Genomic DNA, 25994 nt, shown 5'->3' with positions numbered 1-25994 from the left:
AAAATTAACAAACTGTAGTGGTCATTTTGATTACTTAATAAATTAGAAGCGTTGAACACAAACTGGTTCAGGACATGCTACATCTTTTTGCAATAAGGTTAGCTTTCCGGTTTCTGGATCACGCTTGTAAAGGGTCAAGTTATCACTGTTTTGGTTAGAAGCTAATAAGAATGATTCATCAGAGCTAAGGTTGAAGTCACGAGGGAAATCACCTTCAGTTGAGATGGATTGGATATGCTTAACCGTAAAGTCAGGTTGTACTTCGAAGACCGCAATGGTGTTTTCCCCACGGTTTGAAGTGTAAATAAACTTGCCATCCTTGGAAAGACGAATTGCGGCAGCTCCATTGTGAGCAGTCCAATCATCGGGAATTGTTTTAATGGTTTGAACATGACTGAAGGTTCCATCAGTAGCATTATACTTAAGGACTTCAAGCTTACTGCTTAGTTCACCGAGAAGGTAAGCATACTTACCATTAGGGTGGAATGCAATATGACGTGAGCCAAAGCCGTCCTCTGACTTATAACGGGAAACCGCAGTCAATTTTCCATCAGCAGAAACATCATAAACAACAACCAAGTCCATTCCCAAATCACAAACAACTAAACGCTGATCAGGAGTTAAATCTGCAAAGTGAACGTGAGGACTATCCTGTTCAGGTTGTGGGCCAGTAGCTCCCTGGTGAAGGACTGAGTCAGTTTGGGTTAATGTTCCGTCATCGTTAATCTTAAAGACATCAACCTTTGCAGTGTGGTAATTGGCACTGTAAAGTAAGTGCCGCTTTTCATCAAGGCCAACATATGCAGGAGGGGCGCCAGCAGCCAAAACCTTGCTTAGCATCTTAGCATTGTCATCCTTCAGGGAGTATGATGCAACACCACCTTGATCATCAATTTGCTTAACTGCGTAAACCCGTTTGTCTGAACCAACTTGTAAGTAAGCCGGCTTCTGTGAAGGAATTGCTAATTCAACCTTGGTAATTTCTTCTTTTTGGGGATCTAAGGTTACCTTGTAGACACCCTTACTATCTTTCTTGGTATACGTACCGATTAAAAATTGTTCAGTCAATTAAACTGCCTCCTTTGAAAATGCTTACCTCTATGATAGCAATTCGTTAAGCTTAATACTAGCTATGGTACACTGTAAATAGTAAAAAATTAGGAGAAATCAAATGAAAAAGATCGAACGTGCTGAAAAATTAGTTCAGGGTCATCTGAATACGTTTCGTTGTCCAATTTGTCACCAGGGGTATATTAGACTAACTGGAAATACGCTTGTGTGTGAAGAAGGACATACAATTGATTTTAATCGTCATGGTTACCTTCACTTTTTGAATACCCAGGGGACAACGGAATATGATCGGACAATGTTTTTATCACGGCGAAGACTACTTGAAGCAGGATTATTTAAACCGATTATTGAAGAGGTTAATTCGCTGCTTCCAACAACTCCACAGACCATTTTAGATGTCGGAACAGGTGAAGGAACCCCATTAGGTCAGTTAGCTGCCCTTCGTCACAACCAAGATTTCTATGTTGGCTTTGATATTTCAAAACCCGGGATTACCTTGGCAACTCAGCTTGACATTGATGCTTTCTTTTGCGTAGCGGATCTACGGCAGTTACCCTTTGCTGATCAATCTTTCGATACAGTCTTGGAGCTTTTTTCGCCTTCAGATTACCGTGAATTTAATCGGGTTCTAAAAGAGGGCGGTAATTTAATGAAAGTAATTCCCAATGCCGATTACCTTCTGGAATTGCGCCATTTACTATATGGAAATCAGGATCAACATTATCATTACGACAATAGTAGAGTTTTAAGTTTATTCAAACAGCATTATCCAGATGCAAAACAGATTCCAATCCGTTACCAATTTAATCTTCCTCATGAACTAGTTACCGATATGATTAAGATGACGCCAATGAGTTGGGGTAAGGATGTCCACCAGCCGACTGGGGATGAATTAGTAAATCTTACTTCAATTACTGTTGATGTTAGTTTATTGGTAGCGAAAAAAAGTGATTAAGGGTATTGCTAATTCGATTTAAAGGTGGTAAATTATCTTATGAGAAATCGTTTGGCAATTGACATCGAACAGATTCGTTGGTAATTGCCAAGGAGTACTTCATTAAAGCAGCGTTTCGCCGTGCCAACACCGAGACCCTGCTTTTTTTTATTTGCCTAAGGAGAATCATAATGACAAACCATATTGTACTATTTGAACCATTATTTCCAGCCAATACTGGAAATATTGCCCGAACATGCGCGGGGACGAATACGGAATTGCATTTAATTAAACCGCTGGGATTTTCAACGGATGATAAACACATGAAGCGTGCAGGATTAGATTATTGGGATAAGGTTAAGATTACCTACCACGATGACTTACGGGAATTTGTTTCGACTGTTCCTGATATTAGTAAGCTCTATCTTGTATCAAAGTTTGCGAGTCGTGATTATACTGATGTGGATTATACAGCTGATGGGGATCATTACTTTTTATTTGGTAAAGAAACGACGGGGCTGCCTGAAGAATTTATGCGACGGTACCCGGAAAATGCTATCCGGATTCCACAAAATGACAATAATATTCGGGCATTAAATCTCTCGAATAGTGCAGCAATTGTCATTTACGAAGCACTTCGTCAGCAAAGTTTTCCAAACCTAGCTCGGGTGCATAAATACCATTTTGATAAGTTAAAGTAAGTGGGGAAGTTCTATCATGGCAAGGAAAAAACGATCGGGAACCGGTCGCCGTCGATCAACAAACAAAAAAGGGCAAGCAAAGCTCGTAGCTAATTTAGTAGGGTTAATTCTTACGTTCTTAATGCTAATTGGGTTATTTAATCTGGGAGTTATTGGTCAGCTACTGGTCGGGATCTTCAGTGTCTTAGTGGGTAAGTCTTACCCAGTAGTAATGATCCTTGCTCTTATTTCTGGAATATCATTGACTTTTTTTGGTCATCAGCCAAAGTATAATCAACGGTGGATCTGGGGATTTATTGTTGCTTATTCTGGAGCTTTGATCTGGCTCCACTATTTAATGTTTAATCACTTAAATCTTCATGCTAATTTTCTTGCTGTTACCTGGAATAATTTGAGTAAAGTTTTCTTTCAAACCAGTAATTCAACGAACATTGGTGGTGGAATGATTGGGGCATTGCTTTATAGTGGCAGTAATTACTTAATCGGTCAGCAGGGGACAGCAATTTTAGCTTGGCTAATGATTATTGCTGGAATTGTGATCTTCTTTGCGATTCCTTGGGATCAGGCTTTAACGAGTTTTGGTCAGCAGTTAAAAAAAGTTCCGGCTGCAGTTCGTCAGTTTAAACAACAGCTTCCTAAACGTTCTCGTGTAAGACGAACATCACCGAAAAAGAACGTTAGCTTAGTAAAAAAGTCAAATTCTAAACCAGCTGTTAATGAATCGGTTGTTACCAGCTCACCCCAGCAAATGAGCTCTTCTCAGGCTGAACCACGGATTACCGTTGCTAATACGAGTAATGAAGAATCACCTGTTAAAACAACTGCCGCTGAACAACAAGATTCCGCGAGTGATGATTTGCAATTAGCAACAGCAACTGAAAAAGAAGATGCTGATTACCAGTTACCACCACTTAACCTGTTAACTAAGATCCCGCAAACGGATCAAGGGGATGACTTACACGCAATTAAAAAGAATACCCAAAAGCTCCAGGATACCTTAAAATCGTTTGGCGTTGAAGCAACGGTTGAAAATGTTAATCTTGGTCCATCGGTAACAAAATATGAATTACGTCCAGCGGTTGGTGTTAAAGTTAGTCGAATTACCCACCTAGCTGATGATTTAGCATTAGCCCTTGCTGCTAAGGATATTCGAATTGAGGCACCAATTCCGGGAAAGTCACTGATTGGGATTGAAGTTCCAAACCAGCAAGTTGCAACTGTTGGCTTCCGTGACATGATTGAGTCAATGCCCCACGATGATCACCCAATGAATGTTCCCTTGGGCAGAACCGTTACGGGTGATGTAATGATGGCTGATTTAACCAAAATGCCGCACCTGTTAATTGCTGGTGCTACTGGTAGTGGGAAGTCAGTTGCGATTAACGACATCATTACAAGCATTTTATTAAAAGCCAAGCCACATCAGGTAAAGTTTTTAATGATTGATCCTAAAAAGGTCGAATTGAGTGTTTATAATGGCATTCCCCATTTGCTTAGTCCGGTGGTTTCTGAGCCTAAAAAGGCTGCCCGGGCATTAGGTAAAGTTGTTGCTGAGATGGAACGCCGGTACGAACTGTTTGCCAAGTTTGGTGTTCGTAATTTGAAGGGCTATAACCAGTTAGTTCGTGATAATAATGATCAAGAAAAGGCAACAGAACAGCCAGCACTTCCGTTAATCCTGGTAATTGTTGATGAATTAGCGGATCTGATGATGACCGTTTCCCATGATGTTGAAGATGCAATTGTCCGGATTGCACAAATGGGGCGGGCTGCTGGTATTCATATGATTCTTGCTACTCAACGACCTTCAGTTGATGTTATTACTGGTTTAATTAAAGCAAATGTACCATCGAGGATTGCCTTTGCGGTGTCTAGTGGGATTGATTCACGGACGATAATTGATACTAACGGGGCGGAAAAATTACTCGGTAGGGGTGACATGCTTTTTGAACCGATTGACCAAAATAAACCTGTTCGTGTACAAGGAGCATTTATTTCTGATCAAGATGTTGAGGCGGTGGTGGACTTTATTAAAAAGGAACGGCCAGCGGAATATGATCAGAAAATGGTTGTTACTGATAATGAAATTGCTCAGGAAGAAAAGGCTGAGGATGAAGACGAGCTTTTCCCTGAAGCATTGAAGTTTGTTGTGGACCAGCAAAAAGCCTCGACTTCGCTAATTCAACGAAGGTTTCGAATAGGTTATAATCGTGCTGCTAGAATTATTGATGACATGGAGCAGCGCGGTTACATCGGGCCAGCTAATGGCTCTAAGCCGCGGGAAGTTTTTAAGCAAAAGGATCAGGCTGAGGATGAATAGATGTGAGCTTGATTTGAATAATAAATAAGAGGATTGTGACATAAGTACTTTTACCAAGTTCAAATACGAACAGCGCGGTACGCAAATGGGTTCCAGTGTCCGGTATAACCGAACTCTGGAACCCTATTTGCGCTCGCGGGGGCGTGAAAACGAAGTCATAAATGACTTCTGTCACGCTCCCCTTATTTTATTATTCGCTTAATTTAATTACATTACGCCTAATGAAGCAATGGCACCGAAAATTAATGAACCAAGCATTGCAATTAACATAAGCCAGATAGCAACCATTGTAATCTTTTGAAAACGTGTTTTCTTTTTGTGTTGCATCCTTTTACCGCCCTTCATAGATGAATTTATAATAGTAATAGTCTACATCATTTTATAAGGTGATTTCAAACATCTTAGTGTGCTGTGATAAACTATTATTAGAAATTAATCGGGAGTAGTTAGAACCAGTTATGGATTATCGAATCGCATTTCTTCAATTAATATTACTTGTTGTTATTTGGTTTGTTGAAAATTTAATTGGCAAGGTCTTTCACCTTGCTCGTCGGCATCGTCACATTCATAGTCCAATTATTTGGACAATTATTTTATGGTTGCTAAGCGTGTATAATATCGCCAGTCTTTACTGGATTGCGTACCCGATTGCAGTTTGGATGATTGTTGCAATCCTTTTAATTATTGTTCAAACAGTTCACTATGGAGAATTTATTTATCGTCGCTATTGGCCGGCATTTTGGCGATTATCAGTTGCTTTGGCAGTGATCGTCTTTGTAGGATCACTGTTCTGTCAGAATTTACCACTAATATAATATTAATAATGTTAAGTATAGGTTAGCGAAAAGTTGTTTTGTGAAAATGATGACTTTTTGCTACCTTTTTTTATTATCAACTATTATTTTTGAAATGATATGGTGGAAAGTGGGGGATTGTGGTAGACTTTACCTATAAAGTGGTTGTGGGGAGGTAAAGGCCAATGTTTATGGGCGAATATACACATTCGATCGACAGCAAGGGCCGACTGATCATCCCTGCAAAATTTCGTGAACTATTAGGCACTCACTTTATTGTCACTCGTGGCTTAGATGGGTGCCTATTTGGTTACCCGCTTAATGAATGGGAACAGCTACAAGAAAAGCTAAAGGCATTACCGCTGACAAAACGTGATGCCCGGGCTTTTGTTCGTTTTCTTTACTCAGCCGCAACGGATTGCGAGTTTGATAAGCAAGGACGAATTAACTTACCGGATACCCTTTGTCAACATGCCAAATTACAAAAGAAGTGTGTTGTAGTAGGAGTTGCTAATCGGCTCGAAATTTGGAGTGCGGAAAAGTGGGAGCAGTTTACTGAATCTACTGAAGATGATTTTGACCAGATTGCTGAAGATCTAAATATCGATTTTTAATGGGGGATTTTTGATGACAGAGTTCAAACATGTAACAGTATTATTAAATGAAGCTGTTGCTGGTCTAAATGTCCACCCAGATGGAACCTATGTCGATGCCACATTAGGTGGTGGGGGTCATAGTTCGGCAATCCTCAACCAGTTAACAACTGGTCGCTTGTACTCATTTGATCAGGATCAGACAGCAATCAAATATAATCAACAGCACTTAAAAAAATTCATTAATGATGGTCGTTCAATCCTAATTAAAGATAATTTTCGCAATTTGGAGACGGCACTGTCGAAAAGCGGTGTTAAGAGTGTTGATGGAGTCGTATATGATCTGGGAGTATCATCACCACAATTCGATGATGCGCAACGGGGCTTTAGCTATAAGCTGGATGCGCCATTAGATATGCGGATGAATCAACAGCAGGCCCTTTCTGCAATGAATGTTGTTAATGAATGGCCATATGAAAAGCTGGTCAAGATTCTTTACCGTTATGGCGAAGAACGGTTTGCTAAACAAATTGCGCGTAAGATAGAACGACGCCGAGAGAGCAAGCCAATTAAAACCACTTTTGAGCTTGTTGATGTGATAAAGGAAGCTATTCCTGCAGCCGCTCGTCGACATGGTGGTCACCCGGCAAAAAAGACTTTTCAGGCAATTAGAATTGCGGTTAACGATGAATTGGGAGCGTTAGAAGATTCATTGGAGCAGGCCCTCGAATTGCTTAACGTTGGTGGTCGAATTAGTGTGATAACTTTTCAGTCATTAGAGGACCGGTTAGTAAAAACAATGTTTCATGAACAGGTCTCATTAGCTGATGAGTTACCACCAGGTTTGCCGGTAATTCCGCCAGAAATGCAACCTAAATTTAAATTAATTAATAAGAAGCCAATCCTTCCTAGTCAAGAAGAATTAGCTGATAATCACCGTGCTCACAGTGCTAAGTTACGGATAATTGAAAGAATAAAGAAGTAAAAATACAAAAGGAAAGTGATTGAGATGGTTTCAAATACTGCAAAAAGGATTTCGCGTGATCAGCCGAGGACAACTGATCCTGGTGCCCAAGCTCGCCAGCAATTGGGGCCTGCTGTTAAGACGGTTACCTGGTCAAATTTTGAACGCGGGCTAGTTGCTGTTTGTAGTATTGTAACCTTATGTTTAACAATTTCACTCCTATCAACTAAAAACACAATTAATACTCGTCAGCATCAATTACAAGATCTGCAAACGAAGGTATATCAAGCAAAAAATGATAATGCTAGTCATCGGCAAGCAATTGCTGAAATGACGAGTCAGTCTCAATTGCGGTCAGCTGCTAAAAAGTATGGATTAGTGGATCATAATTCAAACGTAAGGAACGTTAATAAATAATGAATAAGATGACTCAACGAACGAAAAATAACGGAAATAACGGCAACAGAGAAACTTTTGGTAAGTGGCTCTTCATAATAGTAGTTGCAATGTTTACGTTATTTATCGTTCGTTTTGCGTATATTGCAATTACAAAGGATGTTCAACACGTTAACCTCCGTTCTCAAGCTGAACAGATCTATACCCAAAGAAGAACCATTCTTGCCAAACGGGGGAATATCTATGATCAGCATGGTTCAGTTTTAGCGACAGATACCAGTAGGTACACACTTTATGCTGTTTTAGATAAGAGTCAGCGCTCTGCGGATGGGAAACTGTTATACGTGAAAAATAAAAAACGAACAGCAAAGATCCTCGCTAAGTACATTAAAATGCCAGAGTCAGAAATCCTTAAGACTCTCTCTAAAAAGGGACAGTCTTATCAGGTTGAATTTGGGAGTGCTGGTGCGAACTTATCGGTTGCCAAAATGCAGCAGATTAAAGCGGAAAAGCTTCCAGGAATCGGGTTTATTGCAACACCAGCTCGGTCATATCCAGAGGGAGAATTTGCATCGCAGATAATTGGAATGGCAACACCCCAAATAACCAATAAGCAAACGGGACAAATGACACTGGTTGGTCAGGTCGGTCTTGAAAGTTATTTCAATAAAAAGTTAACGGGAAAGAATGGACTTCGCCAGGACAAGAAAGATGTCTATGGCTATAGTTTAGCTAATAGTAACCGGGTAGTAAAAAAGGCGGTCAATGGGGATAATATTTACACAACCCTTGACGCTAAGGTTCAGCATATTATGGAAAATAAAATGACCCGGGTATTTAAGGAATCAAAGGCAGAGTCAATGACCGCGGTGGTTATGGATGCCAAAACCGGTAAAATCATTGCTGCATCTCAGCGGCCGACACTGCGTTCCAAAAAGGATCCCGTTTGGCGGAACATGCTTGTTCAGGATGTATATGAACCAGGTTCCACGATGAAGACATTTGCCCTAAGTGCAGCAATTGATTCCGGGCACTTTGACCCCAACGCAACCTTTAATTCTGGAACCTGGCAGATCGGCGGGGGTAAGGTTACTGACTGGCAAACATCTGGATGGGGAGTAATTTCATATAAGGATGCTTTTGACTTATCAAGTAACGTTGGTTTTGCCCATGTTGAACAAAATATGGGGGCCAAAACTTGGAAAAAGTATTTAACCCGCTTTGGAATGTTTAACAAGGTGAATGTTGAGGGAATGAATAATGAAGTTAGTGGCTATAGTGCTTTTAAGGGAATCCTTCAACAAGCCAACACCGCATTTGGTCAAGGAATTACTGTAAATGTAATGCAAATGATACAGGGCTTTAGTGCAATTGCTAATAATGGTAAGATGATGAAGCCGTACATTATTGATAAAGTAACCGATAATCAAGGAAAAACAATCCAAAAAGTAACCCCGAAGAAGGTTGGTCAACCAATCAAAGCCTCAACCTCTAAAAAAGTCGTTAAGATGATGGAGGGAGTTATTTATGATCAAAAAGGCCTTGGTCATGATTATCAAATTGATGGTTATAAAATTGCGGGGAAAACGGCGACTGCGCAAATTGGTGGTGCTGGAGGATATGGTAATAGTGATAGTAGTTACCTTTACTCATTTGTTGGGATCGCACCTGCCAATAATCCGCGCTATGTAATGTACGTAACGCTACGAAAGCCGCATAACCTAAGTAAACCAGCAACGAAGATGATTGCAGAAGTCTTTAACCCAACAATGAAATTTATTCTTAGTCGACAAAAGAGTACTAAGCAAAAGAATTCTGGTATTGTTAAGGTTCCTGACATGATTAACCAATCATCACAGGCCGCAAGTGATCGACTTAATAAAAAGCACCTTATCCCGGTTGTTATTGGATCAGGCCAAAGGGTCAAGCATCAATCAGTTGCTAGCGGGCAACCTTCCCTAATTAATCAACGGATTATTTTAGATACCGGAGGAGAATATAAGATGCCCGACATCAGTAACTGGAGTTCCAATGATGTTCAAAAACTTACTCAAATGATGGGAATTAAGTTGAAGGAAAAGGGCTCTGGCTACGTTACAAAGCAAAGTATCAAGGCTAATGATAGTGTAAAGAAGTCATCAACGCTGACTGTCGAGTATTCTTCTCGGCATTAATCTAGGAGGAAAACATGAATTTTATTAGTATTGTAGTAACATTAGTTTGTTCGTTTTTAATCACTTTTCTATTAATGCCCTCGTTAATTCGTTATTTTCGTGCAAAAAAGGAAGGGCAGCAAATCCGAAAAGAGGGACCAAAGTGGCATGCTAAGAAGGCCGGAACTCCTACAATGGGAGGCCTCTTGTTTATTATTTCTGCTGTGATTACCATTTTAGTTGTTGGTGGTTTCTTAGGAATGCTGACTAATACCATGTGGGCACTCCTCTTCATTCTTGTTGTTTATGGTTTGATCGGAATGTGGGATGACAGCATTAAGATCTTTCACCACCAAAACGAAGGATTTAAGGCATGGCAAAAAGCTTTGTGCCAGGTAATTGCTGCAATGGTCTTTACGGTAATTTATCAGCATGAAGGGTTCCAAATGGGCTTTGGAAGTAGTCAAATTGGTTGGTGGTACGGGCTCTTTATTATCTTCTGGATTGTTGGCTTCTCCAATGCCGTTAACTTAACTGATGGTTTAGATGGTTTAGTCAGTGGCTTATCCATTATTTCATTTCTTGCCTACTTAATTATTGCGTTGGTTAACATCAATCAACCAGGCTATGCTGAAATTGCTCTTTTCTGTTTAGCAATGATCGGGACGCTTTGTGGTTTCTTCCCGTACAATCATAAGCCTGCGAAGATTTTTATGGGTGACATGGGATCGCTGGCAATTGGGGCTTCTTTAGCTGCTGTTTCATTACTGCTTCATCACGAATGGTCACTGTTGGTAATTGGAATTGTTTATGTTTGTGAAACTGCTAGTGTAATTATGCAGGTTGCCTCATTTAAGCTTACCGGAAAGCGGATCTTTAAAATGACCCCAATTCACCACCATTTTGAACTGTGTGGATGGAGTGAATGGAAAATTGATATTGTTTTTTGGTGTGTAGGCTTAATTGCTTCAATTATTGCAGTGGCAAGTATTTTAATCTTTAATATTTAACTTTAACCAGGTGGCTAGAAAAATGAAAAAAGTAACAACATATAGTAATAAAAAAGTTCTCGTAATGGGATTCGGAATTAGTGGGCTTAATGCTGCTCACTTGTTAAAAGAACTTGGTGCAAATGTGGTTGCTAACGATCAAGCAACTCCTAAGGATCCATCAGTAGTCGAAAACTTAGAAAATGAAGGGATTAAAGTAATTACTGGTTCTAACCCACTTAGCCTTGCAGAAGAAGGCTTTGATATTGTTGTAAAGAATCCAGGAATTCCCTATGATAATCCACTAGTTGCTAAATTCGTCGAAAAAAAGGTCCCAATTATTACTGAGGCAGAATTGGGATGGGAAATCTTTGAAGGCCATCTTGTTAGTGTTACGGGAAGTAATGGGAAAACGACTACAACAACGTTGACGCAACTAATGATTGCTAAGAGTAATGCTCACCGGGTAGAATATGCCGGTAATATTGGCGTCTCTTTCAGCAAGGTTGCTGCAAAATTAGGTCCGGAAGATACGTTGGTAACGGAGCTTTCTAGTTTTCAATTGTTAGGAGCACCAACGATTCATCCCCATATCGCAATCATTACGAATATTTTTTCTAACCACCTTGATTACCATAAAACTCGAGAAAATTATATTAACGCTAAATTAAATATTACGCGAAACCAAACAAGTGCTGATTATCTCATAATGAACTGGGATCGTGATGAGTGGCAACAAATTGCTCGTCGTTCACAAGCAACAATTGTTCCTTTCTCACGTCAGAATAAGAGTCATGATGGTTCTTATGAGGAAGATGGGAAGATCTATTGGCGTGGTGACTACATTATGGCTGCCAAGGATATTCGCCTCATTGGCCCACAGAATGTTGAAAATGCGTTAGCCGCAATTGCTGCTGCTAAGTTGAGTGGTGTAACTAACCAGGATATTGTTGATGTCCTGACAAGCTTTAGCGGGGTTCGTCATCGTCTTCAGTACGTAACTGATTACCAAGGACGACGGTTCTACAATGATTCTAAGTCAACTGACATTGAAGCAACTGAGGTCGCTCTTCAAGGATTTGAGCAACCAGTGATCTTACTTGCTGGTGGGCTGGATCGAGGATATACCTTTGAACGCCTGGTACCGTACTTCAAGAAGCATGTCAAAGCAATCATTGTGTTTGGTCAGTGTAAGGATAAGATGAAGGATGCCGCTGAACAAGCGGAGATCCCAACCATTATTGAAAGCGAAAATGCTATTACTGCTGTTCCAGAGGCTTGGAAAGTTAGCGATCCAGGAGACGTTATTCTTCTTTCACCTGCTAACGCTAGTTGGGACCAGTTCCCCAGTTTTGAAGTTCGCGGTGATAAGTTTATCGAAGCAGTTGATACTCTAATTAAAACAAAGGAGGGGAAATAATGCGGTTACTTGTTTCTGGAGGTGGTACTGGTGGTCACATCTATCCAGCGCTAGCCTTAATCGAACGTTTAAAGCAGGTTGAACCAGATACTGAAGTCCTTTACGTGGGAACTACTCGCGGCCTCGAAAATAAAATTGTTCCTGACGCAGGAATCAAGCTTGAAACGATGCACATGCAGGGGTTCAAACGGTCACTCTCGCTTGAAAATTTCAAGACGGTTTATCTGTTTCTCCGTTCTGTTCACCATGCAAAGAAAATTATTCGCGACTTTAAACCCGATGTTGTTTTGGGGACGGGAGGGTATGTTAGTGGTGCTGTACTGTATGCTGCGGCTAAGCAACATATTCCAACCGTTATTCATGAACAAAACAGTGTTGTGGGAGTAACGAATAAGTTCTTAAGCCGGTATGTTGATCAAATTGCAATTGCTTTTGAAGCCGCTAGGAACCAATTCCCCGAAGGAAAAGTAACGATGACCGGTAACCCACGTGCTCAACAGGTTGCTTCTCAGACTGCCAGTACCTTTTCCTGGAAAGAATATGGATTGAAGGACGATGTTCCGACATTAATGGTATTTGGTGGTAGTCAGGGTGCACCGAAGATTAACACAACAGTAGTTGATGCAATTCCCGAACTTAGCAAGCGACCATATCAAGTGATTTTTGCGACTGGCCAAAAACGGTACGATAATATTAAGAAACAGCTTCAGGGAGTAAATGTTGGTAAAAACGTTAAGGTAGTTCCATATATCAAGGATATGCCAGCTAAGATGCCTAAAGTAGCCGCTCTAGTTTCGCGTGCTGGAGCAACAACAATTGCGGAGGTAACTGCGTTGGGAGTTCCAACAATTTTGATTCCTAGCCCATATGTAACTGCTAATCATCAGGTGAAGAACGCTCAATCATTAGTACGAAAGAATGCAGCAGTAATGATTACTGAGGATAAGCTAGATAGTAGGGCATTGTTACTTCAAGCAGATAAAATTATGGAAAACAAAGATCTTCGCACCAAAATGGCTGATGCTTCCCGTAAAATTGGCCATCCACAAGCTGCTGATGAGTTAATTGCAGTCCTTCATAAAGCAATTAATGAACATTAGTGGTGAGTAAAATGACGAGAGACAATTTTATTCCAGAGCACCGTCGTTACTCACAACGATTAGCTCATTTAGAGAGGCAGAATAACTCAGCGCAAGCAAGAGAACACCAACCAATAAGCAATAAGGTTGTTGGAATAAAAAAGCAGCGTCGAAACTCTAGTAAAAAAAGAATTAGTGTCCTGGCATGGTTTTTCGGGATCATTTTGCTGATAATGATATATATTATTTCTCCATTAAGTAAAGTTACTGATATTACGATAAGTGGAAACAATGAATTATCGAATGAACGGGTCGAAAAAGCAACCACTATTTGGCGAGGCAGGTTGATTTGGACAGCATTTTTAGCACAGCGGCATTTAGAGCGTGAGGCTAAAATAAGGGATCCACAAATTAGGTCGCTAAAGGTTAAATTACGCGGACCCCAAAGCGTCCATGTAGCGATTACGGAAAATCATTTACTGGGAGAAGGTCAAATTGGCAAGCAAAAATATGCTGTTTTAACGAATGGTCAACTGCAATTAACAACAGCACAAAATACCAATATTGACTTTAAAGGATTTGAAAAGGATCGTGAACAGCTAAAAATCCTGGGACAACAGCTTGGCAAATTAAAGCCAGTTATCTATCATGGGATTTCTTCAATAGAGTACCAACCGACTAAGGAGTCTCCCCACCAAATTATTTTGTATATGAAAGATGGCAATACGGTTAAAGCCAATTTAACGAATGTTGGCGATAAGCTAAAATATTATCCATCAATCCTCACTAAAATGAAGGGACAAGGAGTTGTCGATTTGCGGGTTGGAGCATATTCTTATGACTATGGGTCAAAAGATAAATGAATTTATTAAAAAACTTGCGAAGATCTTTTTTTACAAGTGATTAACTATGGTAAAATCTAAACTAGACTAATAAATTAAAATATTATTTTAGTGTAAAAAATTTAGGAGGTTCCTCTCAATGGATAATTCTGAGGTTTATGTTGGGTTAGATATTGGAACCACCTCGATAAAAGCATTAGTATGTGAAAATGTTAAGGGGCAAATTAAGGTCATTGGTGTCGGTGTTGAGCCAGCGGCAGGCATGAGTCGCGGTGTAATAGTTGATATTGATAAGACTGCTCGCGCAATTTCAAATGCGATTGCTCAGGCTGAGGAGAAGTCCAATATAGACATTAAACAAGTTATTGTTGGTTTGCCAGCAAATTATTTACAAATGCAACGGGTTCACGGAATGATTACCATTGCTGATAATGGTCAATCACGTGAAATTGTTGATCAAGATGTCTTGAATTTAGCACGAGAAGCGTTAACACAAAGTATCCCGCCTGAAAGAACGGTAATTGATCTAGTGCCAACAGAATTCACTGTTGATGGCTTTGATGGAATTAAAGATCCCCGCGGAATGGTTGGGGTTCGTCTTGAGATGAAGGGAACTCTCTATACCGGTCCAAAAACGATTATCCATAATGCCAAAAAAGCGATCCAAAAGGCTGGCTACACTGTTCGTGATTTTGTTGTTGCACCAATTGCAACAGGATTTAACCTGCTTAATGATGGTGAACAAGACTTTGGGACAATCGTAATTGATCTCGGTGGTGGTCAAACAACAACGAGTATTATCCATGATCACCAATTAAAGTACAGTTACGTTGATCCAGAGGGTGGTCAGTATATCACTAAGGATATTTCAACCGTTTTAAACACTTCGTTGAAAAATGCTGAGCAATTAAAACGGGATCATGGTTTTGCGGATAGTACCCAAGCAGATGATGATGTTCAGATTGATGTTGACGTTGTTGGTCAGGATAAGCCGGTTCAATATAGTGAACGTTACCTTTCAGAGGTTATTGAAGCTCGAGTTCGGCAAATCTTTAACCGGGTTGCGCGTCAATTGGAACGGATTAATGCTCCTGAGTTACCAGGTGGAGTGATTTTAATTGGTGGTGTTGCTGCTCTACCAGGTATTAGATCACTAGCTAAGCAATACTTTTCGGGTAACGTTAAAGTCTTTGTTCCTGAACAGATGGGAATTCGTCACCCACGCTTTGCTATTAGTTACGCGCTTGGGCTTTATGAAGATCGGCTGTCCGGGATTGATCGATTGATTAAGCAAGTCGTTCAAGAAGCTGATTTTGGTAAGACTACGCCAGAAAATAATAATGGTAATCATCAACCCCAAAGTGAAAGTGCTGTTAATAGCAATAGCAGACCGATCCAAAAACGGGCTGATCGAGAACAAAATACAAAAAAGAAAGATGGCTCGTTCAGTAATAAGTTCAAGAGCCTCTTTAATAACTTATTCGATTAATAAATTAACGGAGGGTGTCGAATGGATAACGAGAATTCAATGGAAAATCAATTTGCCGGAGCTAAAATTAAGGTTATTGGTGTCGGCGGTGGTGGCGGTAATGCCGTAAACCGAATGATTACCGAAAAGGTTCAGGGTGTCGACTTTATTGTTGCTAATACTGATCTGCAAGCACTAAATGCCTCACAAGCACAAACAAAGATCCAATTAGGACCTAAGTTGACTAAGGGACTTGGTGCTGGTTCTAATCCTGAAGTAGGTGATAAGGCCGCTGAAGAAAGTGAAGAACAAATTCAAAAGGCACTTGAAGGCTCAGATATGGTATTTATCACCGCTGGAATGGGTGGTGGTACTGGAACCGGTGCTGCTCCAGTAGTCGCTAAAATCGCTAAAGATAGTGGTGCATTAACAGTCGGTGTTGTTACCCGACCATTCTCTTTTGAAGGACCACGGCGGGACAAGTTTGCTAGTGAAGGATTGGCAAAATTAAAGGCGAACGTAGATACTTTGATTATTGTTGCTAATAACCGCTTGCTTGAAATGATTGATAAAAAGACTCCAATGATGGAAGCGTTTAAGGAAGCAGATAACGTTCTTCGTCAGGGTGTTCAGGGGATTTCTGACTTGATCGTTACTCCTGGTTACATCAACTTGGACTTTGCTGATATTAAGACATTGATGTCTAACCAAGGTTCTGCCTTAATGGGTGTTGGTAGCGCAACGGGAGAAAACCGTGCTACTGAAGCTACTAAAAAGGCAATCTCTTCACCACTTCTTGAAGTGTCAATTTCTGGTGCACAGCATGTCTTAATGGATATTACTGGAGGCAAGGATCTTTCAATGTTTGAAGCTCAAGAAGCTTCTGATGTAATTAAACAAGCTGCTGGCACAAATGTTGATATTTCATTTGGGATGTCGCTGAATGAATCCCTTGGCGATGAAGTGCGGGTAACCGTAATTGCTACGGGAATTGATGCAAAGAAGAGCAAGAAAGCTCACCCAGCTCAACACGTTGCTCCAGTAAGTGAAGAACCTAAGAGTGATGATAGTAAGTCGAGTCAAGAAAATGCATCAGATGATCCTTTTGATGGTTGGAATGATCCAACTGCAGGAATCAATGATTCAAATGAACAAGCGGATAATGAATTTTCACACGTAAAGAAGCCAGAATTTAATGTTTTTAATGATGATTCTGCCGCAACTGATGATGACGATGATAACTTGTCAACACCACCATTCTTTAAGAATCGTCGTCAATAATGAATAGGTAAAAGATGGGGAGAAGCACTATTTAGGGTATCTCCCATTTCGTAATTTTAGAAAGGTTAGGAGGAATTGAGATGGCTAATAATCTTTTTAAGAGTCTTTTTAGTGATGGTGACTCTGATAATCAAGAAGAATATTATGATGAACAGACTCCTGTTCCTCAAGGAGATAACAAGGTTGTTTCAATGAATAGTGTTCGTCAACGTTCAAGCAAAATTGCGTTGTATGAACCGCGACTCTATGCGGATGTTAAACAAATTGCTGATCAATTATTAAACGATCGAGCAGTAATTGTTAACTTTTCTCAAATGGATGCCAAAGTGGCTAGTCGAATTGTTGACTTTTTGAACGGAACTGTTTTTGCAATTAATGGTGATATTAAGCGGATCGGGAAAGAAATATTCCTTTGTACACCAAAAAATTTTGAGGTTTCTGGTAATTTATCGGATACGCTTAAAAATGATCCGGATAAAATTTAGCGGAAAAGGAGCTTGTAATGGCAATTATTAATTTTTTAGCCTGGGTAATTTACCAACTAATTGATATTTATATCCTGGTGATTGTCATTTGGTGCTTGCTATCATGGTTTCCAAATGCAAGAGGAAGTCGTTTGGGAGAGATTGTCAATCGGTTGGTAGAACCGTATATGCGGTGGTTTGACTTCATTCCGCCATTAGGAGGAATCAGTTTTTCGCCGATTGTAGCGATCTTTGTTCTTTACCTTGTTCAGTATGGGCTAAAAGCAATTACCATGATGATTTAATAGATAATGGATGAATTGAATATAAAACAACATTTCCGTGCCGATGAAGGGCCAATTATTGATCAGATCAGTGATTGGATCGTCCAGGCTAATGATCAGTATCGTCCGGTATTAACACCATTTCTTAATCCTCGGCAGCAATATATTGCGCAAACACTTGTTAATAGTGATGACAACGTTAAACTGAAATCGTTTGGTGGCTGGCAAAATGCCGAAATGCAGCGGTTGCTCTTTTTCCCGTCGTATTATCAGCCACAGGTAGCTGACTTTGCAGTTACGGGCTTAGAAGTTGACTATCCGCAAAAATTTGCTGAACTTCATCACCGGCAAATAATGGGAACATTATTAGGTGAGGGATTAGAACGAGCGTCATTTGGTGATATCGTTACTGATGGAAAACGGTGGCAAGTGATGGTTACTAATCAGATGGCTCGGTTTGTTCATGAGCGAATCGATCACGTTGGCAAGATTAAGGTAAAATGGAAACCGATCCCACTTGAAGAGTTAATTGTTCCTGAAGATGATTGGGAACAGGTATCAACCACTGTTTCGTCACTAAGAATTGATGCGGTAATTGCAGCAGGATTTAACTATTCCCGTAATCGGGCAAAACAGTTATTAGAACATGGCTTTGTTCAAATTAACTGGGAAGAAATGCAACGACCGGATTATTTAGTCCGGGAACATGATATGTTGTCCGTTAGACATGCTGGTCGTTTAAGAATGGATCAGGTTGGGAGCATTACTAGAAAAAATAAGCAGCGGATTACTTTATCAATTATTCGCGCTTAATTAAGAGCACATGGAGGAAAAACCGATGAGTTTAACTGTAGATGAAATTAATCAAATCCAATTTAACACTAAAATGCGTGGCTACAATCCAACTGAAGTGAATGACTTTATTAAGGAAGTTGCACAAACAGTTCAGGAATTGACTGATCAAAATCGGACACTACAAGAAAAGGTCAAGGCCGATGAAAGCAAGTTGAAATACTTTAGTGAATTAAAGGATTCACTGAATAAGTCAATTTTGGTTGCTCAAGAAGCTGCCGATAAAGTTAAAAACAATGCCAAGCGTGAAGCTGATATTATGGTGCGTGAAGCTCAAAAACAAGCAACTGACATTGTTTCAACGGCTAACGAAAAGGCTAATCAAATTGTTGAAAATACTGCAGAGGGGACTCGAAAGTTAACTTCAGAAACTAGTGACTTAAAGAAACAAACGCGGATCTTCCGTCAGCGGCTACAAGTAATGCTTGAATCCCAATTGGAAGTCGTTAAGAGTGATGAATGGGATAAGTTATTAGCAAACGATGATATTGATAAATATGGAGAAATTCAAAATATTTTGGGAACTCGTCTTGACAATAATTCGGGTGAAAGTGTAGAATCAACCTCAATTACAACTAGTGATTTTGAATCTGAAAGTACAACTGCTACTGTTGCGGATGAGACTACTTCAGGCAGTGTTGCAATTGAAAGTAACGTTGCATCCGATTCAGCCGTTCCGTCAGATTCAGAGGTTGTTGTTAAATCAGAAGAAAGTGAAAGTGCTCCTGCTAGTTCTGCAGAAACAATTTCCTTTAATTCACCTACCGACTTTGCTTCAGCATTTGCCGATACTTCAACAGTAGCGCAAAGTGATGAGAGCGAGGCACAATCAACGACAACCAATGATTCTGTTGCGTCCTCGTCTACCGAATCAAGCAATAGTGAAGATGAGGGTGACACTGTCGTTGTTTTCCCAGATAATAACTAGTTGTTTAAATTAAATTGTAATAATTAGTAACGAAAACGTCGAAGGACATTAGTAAGACAAGAATGATTCAGCGAGTTAGCAAATGGTGTGAGGCTAATATTTAGTATTGTTTTACTTGATCGGTCCTGAGTACTTGATTGAATATATTTAAATCAGGTCGGTTCATTACCGTTAAACAATGGTTGAGGGGATATTAGATTAACTAAATATCCTGAAAACGGGTGGTACCACGGAAAACTTCGTCCCAGTGATGGGATGGAGTTTTTTTAGTTATTAATTGTTAATTGAGGAAGGAGAATTGCATATGCGAGTTAAAGACACATTAAACTTGGGGAAGACCAAGTTCCCAATGCGAGGGAAATTACCAGTCACTGAAGCACAACGTGAAAGTGTTTGGGAAGAAAATAAAGTATATGAATTACGACAAAAATTAAATGAGGGAAAGCCAACGTTTGTTCTTCACGATGGTCCTCCATATGCCAATGGTAATATTCACATTGGTCACGCCATGAATAAGATTTCTAAGGACTTTATCGTTCGTTACAAGTCAATGAGTGGCTTCCGCTCACCATACGTTCCTGGTTGGGATACTCATGGGTTGCCAATTGAACACCAATTGACGAAGGCTGGTTATGACCGGAAGAAGATGAGCTTAACAGAATTTCGTGACCTTTGTCGGAAGTACGCTTTGGAACAAGTTGACAAACAACGCAAAGACTTCAAACGGTTGGGAGTTAGCGGTGACTGGAATCACCCGTACCTAACTTTGGATAAAGAATTTGAAGCTGCACAAATTCGTGTCTTTGGTGAATTTGCTAAGAAGGGTCTCTTGTACCAAGCTAAAAAGCCGGTTTACTGGTCATGGTCATCTGAATCAGCATTAGCAGAAGCTGAAGTTGAATACCACGATGTCACTGCTAAGACAGCTTTCTTTGCTGAACAAGTTAAAGAAGGCAAGGGCGTTCTTGACAGTAACACCTACCTAGTTGTTTGGACTACTACTCCATGGACAGTTCCAGCATCTGAAGCGGTAGCGGTAAATGCCAAGTTTGACTACTCAGTTGTTAAGCCAGCTAATGATGATCGGAAGTTTGTTGTTGCAACAGAGCTTTTGGAAGGTTTAGCAGAGAAACTTGGTTGGGAAGATTACCAAGTAGTTAAACATGTCGCCGGTAAGGATCTGGAAGGATTAACTACTCAGCACCCATACCTTGACCGTGAGCTTTTGGTTGGAATTGCTGATTACGTTACTGCTGATGCAGGTACTGGACTTGTTCACACCGCTCCCGGATATGGTGACGATGACTACAACTTTGGTAAAAAATATGACTTGCCAATTTTCGCCCCAATCAATGATCAGGGTGTCCTGACCAAAGAAAATGGTGACGACTTTGATGGTGTCTTCTACCAAAAGGCTGATGATATCTCACTGCAAAAACTTGAAGATAATAATGCCCTTCTTCTTGAAGAACCATTAAAACACAGTTATCCATTCGACTGGCGAACAAAGAAGCCAATCATTTTCCGGGCAACGGATCAGTGGTTTGTATCCATTGAAAAGATGCGTCAAAATATCCTGGACGCTTTAGAAGATGTTAAGTACCACCCAGAATGGGGGAAAGTTCGTCTTCGCAATATGATTAAGGATCGTGGTGACTGGGTAATTTCACGGCAACGTGTTTGGGGTGTGCCACTGCCAATCTTCTACGCTGAAGATGGTACACCAATCATGGAAGAAGAAACGATCAATCATGTTGCAGATCTCTTTAGAAAATATGGCTCTAACGTTTGGTTTGAACGTGACGCAAAGGATTTTCTCCCAGAAGGATACACTAACGAACATTCACCTCATGGTAAGTTTACTAAGGAAACCGATATTATGGACGTTTGGTTTGACTCTGGTTCTTCCCATCAAGGGGTTCTCGCTGAACGGGATTACTTGACTTATCCAGCTGACCTTTATCTTGAAGGATCCGATCAGTACCGTGGATGGTTCAATTCCAGCTTGATTACTAGTGTTGTTTGTTCTGGTCACGCTCCATATAAGGAAATTGTTTCCCAAGGATTTACCCTTGATAAGCGTGGTAACAAGATGAGTAAGTCACAAGGAAACGTTATCGATCCAAATAAGGTTGTCCAACAAATGGGTGCCGAAATTATTCGTCTCTGGGTAATGAGTGCTGATACCTCCGCTGATGTGCGGGTTTCAATGGGAACCTTCCAACAGATTTCAGAAGCATACCGGAAGTTACGGAATACTTTCCGGTTCTTGCTTGCTAATACTAGTGATTTCGATGCAAATGAAAATACCGTTTCCTACGAATATTTGAATTCCGTAGATCAGTACATGCTCGTTAAGCTTAATCATTTCCTTGAAAAGATGCGAGCTGATTTTGACAACTACGACTTCCTTGATGCTTATCGGTTATTAATTAACTTTGTTAACAATGATTTGTCAGCTTTCTACATGAATGTGGCAAAGGATGTTCTCTACATTGAACCTGAAAATTCACAAACTCGACGTTCAATGCAAACCGTCTTCTATGACATCTTGTTAACAATGGTTAAGTTGCTTACTCCAATCTTGCCTCACACAACTGAAGAAGTTTGGAGCTATATGAACGAACCGGAAGAATTCGTACAATTAACTGAAATTCCGGAAGCACGCCACTTTGATGGTGAAGAAGGACTATTAGATAAGTGGTCTGAATTTATGGGAGTTCGTTCACACGTTTTGAAGAGTCTTGAAGAGGCACGGAACGCTAAGATGATTGGTAAGTCATTAGAAGCGCAAGTTGACCTTTATGTAAATGAGCACAATAAGGAACTATTAGAGAGCCTTGATACGGATGTTCAATTATTATTGGGAGTTTCAAAGCTTAACCTTCATTCTCTTGATGAAGCTGCTGATGATGCTGATCAATATAATGATGGCGTTGCGGTTAAGGTAAGTGTTGCTCCAGGAGAAACTTGTCAACGATGCCGGATGGTTAAGGAGGATGTCGGATCAGATCCAGCTTACCCAACTCTCTGTGCTCGTTGTGCTAAGGTAGTTCGGGAAAGCTTCCCGGAAACAGTTGATGAAGGCCTAGAAAAATAGTCGTCCATCAATGACAAATACCTAGTTAGCGTTGTAAAATACCAAGTGACGTTTATGTTGCTTGGTATTTTTTATTGTAGGTAAAATTAATGTTACAAGGCACAGTCAAAAGCTTTGATCGTGAAAAGGGTTGGGGATTTATCAATGTTCCCCATGAAGGTGAGGTTTTCGTCCATTATACGGGAATTGAAGGCCACGGCTTAAGAATTTTAACTCCAGGAGAACGAGTTGCGTTAGTTATTGTTCAAGGAAAACGCGGACCACAAGCGGCACATGTTCAACGGCTCAGTAAGCGAGGCTATTAAAATGAATTTTGAAGAGAAAACATTAAGTGAGAAGAGTGTTTTTAACGGTAAGTTGATTAAGGTTGCTGTTGAAGAGGTTGAAACTCCCAAGGGGTTGAAAGCCCAACGAGAAATTGTCCACCATGCTCCAGCAGTGGCGATCCTGGCATTAACTGCTGATCACAAAATGATTTTGGAAAAGCAATGGCGCTCGCCAATCCACAATACGACCTTAGAAATTCCTGCAGGAAAGGTTGATTCACGTGATAGTCGTGATGCTCTTCATGCTGCTAAACGTGAATTGAATGAGGAAACCCGTCTTAAAGCAGGAACAATCAAGAAAATTTCATCATTCTATACATCAATCGGGGTTATGGATGAATTCATGACACTATACTTAGCGACGGATCTAACACCGGTGGAAAATGAATTGCCTCAAGATCGGGATGAGCAACTGGTATTAGAAAAGGTAACCCTTGATGAAGCATTAAAAATGATTGATGAAGGACAAATCGAAGACGCTAAGACGATTATGGCAATTTATTATTGGCGAGGGATGAATAATCATGGATAAGGATCCGCAAAATAATAATGAGCGGCTGACGCGTCAACAATATCGTCAGCAACAAACGACCGGTTCTAATGATGGTGAAGAGGAGCAACAGCTTTCTCGTTCTCGTGCTGATCAGAAAATTGAGCAGGAACAGCTAACCAGTGAGCAGAAGATGCAACCGCTACGAAAACGGTTAAATATTGCCATTATTAGTTTAGTAGTCGCTATTATAATCGTTTATTTAATTTTATTTTTTGTAAAGTAAGGATGAAGAAAATGAAGTTTGGAATTATTTGCGCAATGCCGGAAGAAATTAAGGAATTAACGGCGGCATTAAATGATGAACAGGTAAAGGAAATCGGTGGTAAAAAGTATTATTCTGGACAAATTGATAACCAGAATGTTATTTTAGTTGAATCCGGCATTGGTAAGGTTGAAGCTGGGATTACAACGGAACACTTGATTACAGACTTTGGGGTTGATGTAGTGATTAACTCCGGTTCTGCGGGTGGAATTGGTCAAGGACTCCATGTTGGTGATGTTGTCATTTCAAGCGAAACTGCCTACCATGACGTTGATGCACGGGCATTTGACTATGTTTATGGTCAATTACCAGGGAAAGAACCTCGTTTTAAAGCATCCGCAAAGTGGGGACAAGCCATTGAAAAGGCTGGTGAACAGACTGGTTTGAATGTTAAACGCGGACTAATCGTTTCCGGTGATCAATTTATTGCTAGTAAAGATGCAATTCAAGAGATCCTCCATTATTTCCCTGATGCATTATCAAGTGAAATGGAAGGGGCGGCTGTTGGACAGGTTGCAACTGACCATGATGTTCCGTACGTTGTTGTTCGAGCAATGTCTGATACTGGAGACGAAGATGCCGGGGTTAGTTTTGATGAGTTTATTATCGATGCTGGTAAGCGTTCCGCCAAGATGTTATTACAACTCTTTGCGGATTTGAATAAATAGGGAGGCACATGAAGAGTGAGTGAAGTATATTTTGATAATGCTGCGACAACACCAATGACCAAGCCGGTGATTGATGAGCTGATAAAGCAAACGGAGAATACCTGGGGGAATGCTTCAACGGGATATTCTTACGGTCGTCACTCTAAACTAGTCCTTGAAAATAGTCGTCATGTAATCGCTCAAAGTATTAACGCTAAGGATGAAGAAATTGTCTTTACTAGTGGGGGAACAGAAAGCGATAATACCGCAATCATTCAGACGGCATTAACGCGGCAAAACCTTGGCAAGCATATCATTACCACCGCGATTGAGCACGAAGCAATTTTGAAGCCATTGCATTATTTGGAATCATTAGGGTTTGATGTTACCTACCTGCCAGTTGATGAGAATGGTAATATTTCATTAGCAGATTTCAAGGCAGCCTTACGTGATGATACGATTCTTGTGTCAATCATGATGGGAAATAATGAGGTCGGGAGTCGGATGCCGATTCATGAAATTGGTGAAATCTTAAAGGATCACCAAGCATGGTTCCATACGGACGCTGTTCAAGCTTATGGTCTTTTGCCAATTGATGTTGAAGCTGATCACATTGACCTCATGTCAACTTCGGCCCATAAGCTGAATGGTCCAAAAATGGTTGGTTTTCTATATCGTCGCGACGGGATTAGTTTCCCGAGCTTTGTTCGCGGTGGTGACCAGGAAACAAAGCGTCGCGCGGGGACTGAGAATGTGCCAGCCATTGCGGCATTTGCTAAGGCAGTTTCCATTGATACCCCCGAGGAAAAGCAAAAGCGTCAGGAACGTTATTATCACTTTAAGCAGTTAATCGTTAAGCGGTTAACGGATGCTGGAGTTGACTTTGCGGTCAATGGGCAACTAGATCCTCATGCGCTTAACCATGTTCTTAATTTATGGTTTAAAGGAATTTCTACTTATGTAATGCAAACTGATCTTGATCTTGCTGGTTATGCCGTTTCGGGTGGTTCTGCATGTACTGCTGGAAGTATTGAGCCTTCTCATGTTTTGACAGCGATGTTTGGAGAGAATAGTCCACGAATTAGTGAATCAATTCGGATTAGTTTTGGGGCATTAAACACGGAAGAAGAAGTTAATGGCCTAGTGGATGCAATTATTGAAATTGTTAATAAGCTAAAAGATATTAAAGGGGTTGAAGATTAATGCAGTTTGTAAAAACAGTTCAACTTCAAGGCGATGCGGACAAGTATTCACTTAGTCCCGACATTAAACGATACACCCTGATTGATTTAGGGTTTGAGGAAACCAAACGGGGAAATTTTGAATATGTTGGCAGTGTTGATACTGACAATCCATTTAAGCCAGTTGCTAAGCTTCGGATCCTGATTTCTGCTGATTTATCTGGGTTTAAAATGGAAACAGTTACCGGAAACGGAATGCGGAAAATTAATATCTTTACCCACCCTCGTGCTAAGGAATTTGTTGAGCAGTATCATTTTATTTTAAAAGAAATGCTTAAACGGGATGTTTTTTTAGTAACAAAAGGGTAAATTAATGCAGTAGTTAGCAAGTT

26 protein-coding genes, 1 pseudogene and 1 other annotated feature are annotated in these 25994 nt (G+C 40.4%); of the genes and pseudogenes, 25 read left to right on the top strand and 2 right to left on the bottom strand.

All coding sequences use genetic code 11. The annotated features are described in order from the left end of the window. Positions 1-42: 42 nt before the first annotated feature. Complete coding sequence (locus HUK49_RS03165) at positions 43-1068, bottom strand: lactonase family protein (RefSeq protein ID WP_191912621.1); 1026 nt, start codon at positions 1066-1068, stop codon at positions 43-45. Between the two features lie 103 nt (positions 1069-1171). Between HUK49_RS03165 and HUK49_RS03160 the strand changes: the two genes are divergently transcribed. The 3 genes from HUK49_RS03160 (at position 1172) to HUK49_RS03150 (ending at position 5026) form a co-directional block, all read left to right on the top strand. Continuing rightward, positions 1172-2026, top strand: a complete 855-nt coding sequence (locus HUK49_RS03160) for a methyltransferase domain-containing protein (RefSeq protein ID WP_178695983.1) — start codon at positions 1172-1174, stop codon at positions 2024-2026. A gap of 170 nt (positions 2027-2196) precedes the next feature. After that, the gene (gene trmL, locus HUK49_RS03155; RefSeq protein WP_003716825.1) at positions 2197-2706 is read left to right on the top strand and encodes a tRNA (uridine(34)/cytosine(34)/5-carboxymethylaminomethyluridine(34)-2'-O)-methyltransferase TrmL; all 510 of its coding nucleotides are present in this window, start codon (positions 2197-2199) and stop codon (positions 2704-2706) included. 16 nt (positions 2707-2722) lie between these two features. Then, positions 2723-5026: a DNA translocase FtsK gene (locus tag HUK49_RS03150; protein WP_191912620.1), complete on the top strand. Its 2304-nt coding sequence runs from the start codon at positions 2723-2725 to the stop codon at positions 5024-5026. A 207-nt stretch (positions 5027-5233) separates the two neighbouring features. Here HUK49_RS03150 and HUK49_RS03145 read toward each other — a convergent pair whose 3' ends face one another. Continuing rightward, complete coding sequence (locus tag HUK49_RS03145; RefSeq protein ID WP_102169019.1) at positions 5234-5353, bottom strand: DUF4044 domain-containing protein; 120 nt, start codon at positions 5351-5353, stop codon at positions 5234-5236. A gap of 131 nt (positions 5354-5484) precedes the next feature. Here HUK49_RS03145 and HUK49_RS03140 point away from each other — a divergent pair, with 131 nt between their 5' ends. From HUK49_RS03140 to HUK49_RS03035, 22 genes and pseudogenes are all read left to right on the top strand, one after another. After that, positions 5485-5841 (top strand): DUF3397 family protein, encoded by a 357-nt coding sequence (locus tag HUK49_RS03140; protein ID WP_191912619.1) that lies wholly within the window; start codon positions 5485-5487, stop codon positions 5839-5841. A 164-nt stretch (positions 5842-6005) separates the two neighbouring features. Further along, on the top strand, positions 6006-6434 hold the full coding sequence (gene mraZ / locus HUK49_RS03135) for a division/cell wall cluster transcriptional repressor MraZ (protein ID WP_191911594.1): 429 nt from the start codon (positions 6006-6008) through the stop codon (positions 6432-6434). Positions 6435-6447: 13 nt separating this feature from the next. Next, positions 6448-7398, top strand: a complete 951-nt coding sequence (gene rsmH / locus HUK49_RS03130; protein WP_191912618.1) for a 16S rRNA (cytosine(1402)-N(4))-methyltransferase RsmH — start codon at positions 6448-6450, stop codon at positions 7396-7398. A 24-nt stretch (positions 7399-7422) separates the two neighbouring features. Further along, on the top strand, positions 7423-7794 hold the full coding sequence (gene ftsL2 / locus HUK49_RS03125) for a cell division protein FtsL (protein WP_191912617.1): 372 nt from the start codon (positions 7423-7425) through the stop codon (positions 7792-7794). Continuing rightward, entirely contained in the window at positions 7794-9947 is a 2154-nt protein-coding gene (locus HUK49_RS03120; RefSeq protein ID WP_191912616.1) for a penicillin-binding protein, read from the top strand. Before ftsL2 ends, HUK49_RS03120 begins: the two co-directional genes overlap by 1 nt. 14 nt (positions 9948-9961) lie before the next feature. Further along, a complete protein-coding gene (mraY, locus tag HUK49_RS03115) occupies positions 9962-10936 on the top strand; it encodes a phospho-N-acetylmuramoyl-pentapeptide-transferase (protein ID WP_191912615.1) in 975 nt (324 codons plus the stop codon). Positions 10937-10958: 22 nt separating this feature from the next. Continuing rightward, entirely contained in the window at positions 10959-12335 is a 1377-nt protein-coding gene (gene murD / locus HUK49_RS03110; RefSeq protein WP_191912614.1) for a UDP-N-acetylmuramoyl-L-alanine--D-glutamate ligase, read from the top strand. Beyond that, positions 12335-13435 (top strand): undecaprenyldiphospho-muramoylpentapeptide beta-N-acetylglucosaminyltransferase, encoded by a 1101-nt coding sequence (gene murG / locus HUK49_RS03105; protein ID WP_191912613.1) that lies wholly within the window; start codon positions 12335-12337, stop codon positions 13433-13435. Before murD ends, murG begins: the two co-directional genes overlap by 1 nt. Before the next feature lie 11 nt (positions 13436-13446). Further along, on the top strand, positions 13447-14277 hold the full coding sequence (locus HUK49_RS03100; protein WP_206705600.1) for a cell division protein FtsQ/DivIB: 831 nt from the start codon (positions 13447-13449) through the stop codon (positions 14275-14277). 118 nt (positions 14278-14395) lie between these two features. Continuing rightward, entirely contained in the window at positions 14396-15745 is a 1350-nt protein-coding gene (gene ftsA / locus HUK49_RS03095) for a cell division protein FtsA (RefSeq protein WP_191912611.1), read from the top strand. A 21-nt stretch (positions 15746-15766) separates the two neighbouring features. After that, the gene (ftsZ, locus tag HUK49_RS03090; protein ID WP_102169030.1) at positions 15767-17005 is read left to right on the top strand and encodes a cell division protein FtsZ; all 1239 of its coding nucleotides are present in this window, start codon (positions 15767-15769) and stop codon (positions 17003-17005) included. Between the two features lie 80 nt (positions 17006-17085). Further along, positions 17086-17490, top strand: a complete 405-nt coding sequence (locus tag HUK49_RS03085) for a cell division protein SepF (RefSeq protein ID WP_191911584.1) — start codon at positions 17086-17088, stop codon at positions 17488-17490. Between the two features lie 23 nt (positions 17491-17513). Then, positions 17514-17774 carry a YggT family protein gene (locus HUK49_RS03080; protein WP_178695423.1) on the top strand — a complete coding sequence of 87 codons (261 nt, stop codon included), beginning with the start codon at positions 17514-17516 and terminating at the stop codon, positions 17772-17774. Between the two features lie 6 nt (positions 17775-17780). Continuing rightward, entirely contained in the window at positions 17781-18566 is a 786-nt protein-coding gene (locus tag HUK49_RS03075) for a YlmH family RNA-binding protein (protein ID WP_191912610.1), read from the top strand. Positions 18567-18591: 25 nt separating this feature from the next. Further along, positions 18592-19177 (top strand): annotated as a pseudogene (locus HUK49_RS03070) (DivIVA domain-containing protein); the annotation flags it as partial. Positions 19178-19562: 385 nt separating this feature from the next. After that, positions 19563-19783: a binding site (T-box leader), on the top strand. 54 nt (positions 19784-19837) lie between these two features. Next, positions 19838-22633, top strand: coding sequence for an isoleucine--tRNA ligase (ileS, locus tag HUK49_RS03065; protein WP_191912609.1), 2796 nt, complete (start codon positions 19838-19840; stop codon positions 22631-22633). 89 nt (positions 22634-22722) lie between these two features. Further along, positions 22723-22938, top strand: coding sequence for a cold-shock protein (locus HUK49_RS03060; protein ID WP_102169035.1), 216 nt, complete (start codon positions 22723-22725; stop codon positions 22936-22938). A gap of 1 nt (position 22939) precedes the next feature. Next, a complete protein-coding gene (locus HUK49_RS03055; protein ID WP_191912608.1) occupies positions 22940-23491 on the top strand; it encodes an NUDIX hydrolase in 552 nt (183 codons plus the stop codon). After that, the gene (locus HUK49_RS03050; RefSeq protein ID WP_191912607.1) at positions 23484-23735 is read left to right on the top strand and encodes a hypothetical protein; all 252 of its coding nucleotides are present in this window, start codon (positions 23484-23486) and stop codon (positions 23733-23735) included. The genes HUK49_RS03055 and HUK49_RS03050 overlap by 8 nt, the downstream gene beginning before the upstream one ends. 11 nt (positions 23736-23746) lie before the next feature. Continuing rightward, positions 23747-24442, top strand: coding sequence for a 5'-methylthioadenosine/adenosylhomocysteine nucleosidase (locus HUK49_RS03045; RefSeq protein WP_191912606.1), 696 nt, complete (start codon positions 23747-23749; stop codon positions 24440-24442). 15 nt (positions 24443-24457) lie between these two features. Continuing rightward, complete coding sequence (locus HUK49_RS03040) at positions 24458-25624, top strand: cysteine desulfurase family protein (protein ID WP_191912605.1); 1167 nt, start codon at positions 24458-24460, stop codon at positions 25622-25624. After that, a complete protein-coding gene (locus HUK49_RS03035) occupies positions 25624-25971 on the top strand; it encodes a DUF1831 domain-containing protein (protein ID WP_102169040.1) in 348 nt (115 codons plus the stop codon). The genes HUK49_RS03040 and HUK49_RS03035 overlap by 1 nt, the downstream gene beginning before the upstream one ends. Positions 25972-25994: the final 23 nt, after the last annotated feature.

Origin of the sequence: Limosilactobacillus portuensis (genome assembly GCF_014838735.1) — a bacterium.
GTDB classification, from domain to species: Bacteria; Bacillota; Bacilli; order Lactobacillales; family Lactobacillaceae; genus Limosilactobacillus; species Limosilactobacillus portuensis.
The sequence above is the reverse complement of the archived record's forward strand: the minus strand, read 5'-3'. Positions and strand labels throughout refer to the sequence as shown.

Bases quoted from the DNA above. Each gene is read 5' to 3' on its own strand.
- HUK49_RS03160 (WP_178695983.1), top strand. From the start codon at position 1,172: ATGAAAAAGATCGAACGTGCTGAAAAATTAGTTCAGGGTCATCTGAAT.
- trmL (WP_003716825.1), top strand. From the start codon at position 2,197: ATGACAAACCATATTGTACTATTTGAACCATTATTTCCAGCCAATACT.
- HUK49_RS03150 (WP_191912620.1), top strand. From the start codon at position 2,723: ATGGCAAGGAAAAAACGATCGGGAACCGGTCGCCGTCGATCAACAAAC.
- HUK49_RS03145 (WP_102169019.1), bottom strand. From the start codon at position 5,353: ATGCAACACAAAAAGAAAACACGTTTTCAAAAGATTACAATGGTTGCT.
- HUK49_RS03140 (WP_191912619.1), top strand. From the start codon at position 5,485: ATGGATTATCGAATCGCATTTCTTCAATTAATATTACTTGTTGTTATT.
- mraZ (WP_191911594.1), top strand. From the start codon at position 6,006: ATGTTTATGGGCGAATATACACATTCGATCGACAGCAAGGGCCGACTG.
- rsmH (WP_191912618.1), top strand. From the start codon at position 6,448: ATGACAGAGTTCAAACATGTAACAGTATTATTAAATGAAGCTGTTGCT.
- ftsL2 (WP_191912617.1), top strand. From the start codon at position 7,423: ATGGTTTCAAATACTGCAAAAAGGATTTCGCGTGATCAGCCGAGGACA.
- HUK49_RS03120 (WP_191912616.1), top strand. From the start codon at position 7,794: ATGAATAAGATGACTCAACGAACGAAAAATAACGGAAATAACGGCAAC.
- mraY (WP_191912615.1), top strand. From the start codon at position 9,962: ATGAATTTTATTAGTATTGTAGTAACATTAGTTTGTTCGTTTTTAATC.
- murD (WP_191912614.1), top strand. From the start codon at position 10,959: ATGAAAAAAGTAACAACATATAGTAATAAAAAAGTTCTCGTAATGGGA.
- murG (WP_191912613.1), top strand. From the start codon at position 12,335: ATGCGGTTACTTGTTTCTGGAGGTGGTACTGGTGGTCACATCTATCCA.
- HUK49_RS03100 (WP_206705600.1), top strand. From the start codon at position 13,447: ATGACGAGAGACAATTTTATTCCAGAGCACCGTCGTTACTCACAACGA.
- ftsA (WP_191912611.1), top strand. From the start codon at position 14,396: ATGGATAATTCTGAGGTTTATGTTGGGTTAGATATTGGAACCACCTCG.
- ftsZ (WP_102169030.1), top strand. From the start codon at position 15,767: ATGGATAACGAGAATTCAATGGAAAATCAATTTGCCGGAGCTAAAATT.
- HUK49_RS03085 (WP_191911584.1), top strand. From the start codon at position 17,086: ATGGCTAATAATCTTTTTAAGAGTCTTTTTAGTGATGGTGACTCTGAT.
- HUK49_RS03075 (WP_191912610.1), top strand. From the start codon at position 17,781: ATGGATGAATTGAATATAAAACAACATTTCCGTGCCGATGAAGGGCCA.
- ileS (WP_191912609.1), top strand. From the start codon at position 19,838: ATGCGAGTTAAAGACACATTAAACTTGGGGAAGACCAAGTTCCCAATG.
- HUK49_RS03060 (WP_102169035.1), top strand. From the start codon at position 22,723: ATGTTACAAGGCACAGTCAAAAGCTTTGATCGTGAAAAGGGTTGGGGA.
- HUK49_RS03055 (WP_191912608.1), top strand. From the start codon at position 22,940: ATGAATTTTGAAGAGAAAACATTAAGTGAGAAGAGTGTTTTTAACGGT.
- HUK49_RS03050 (WP_191912607.1), top strand. From the start codon at position 23,484: ATGGATAAGGATCCGCAAAATAATAATGAGCGGCTGACGCGTCAACAA.
- HUK49_RS03045 (WP_191912606.1), top strand. From the start codon at position 23,747: ATGAAGTTTGGAATTATTTGCGCAATGCCGGAAGAAATTAAGGAATTA.
- HUK49_RS03035 (WP_102169040.1), top strand. From the start codon at position 25,624: ATGCAGTTTGTAAAAACAGTTCAACTTCAAGGCGATGCGGACAAGTAT.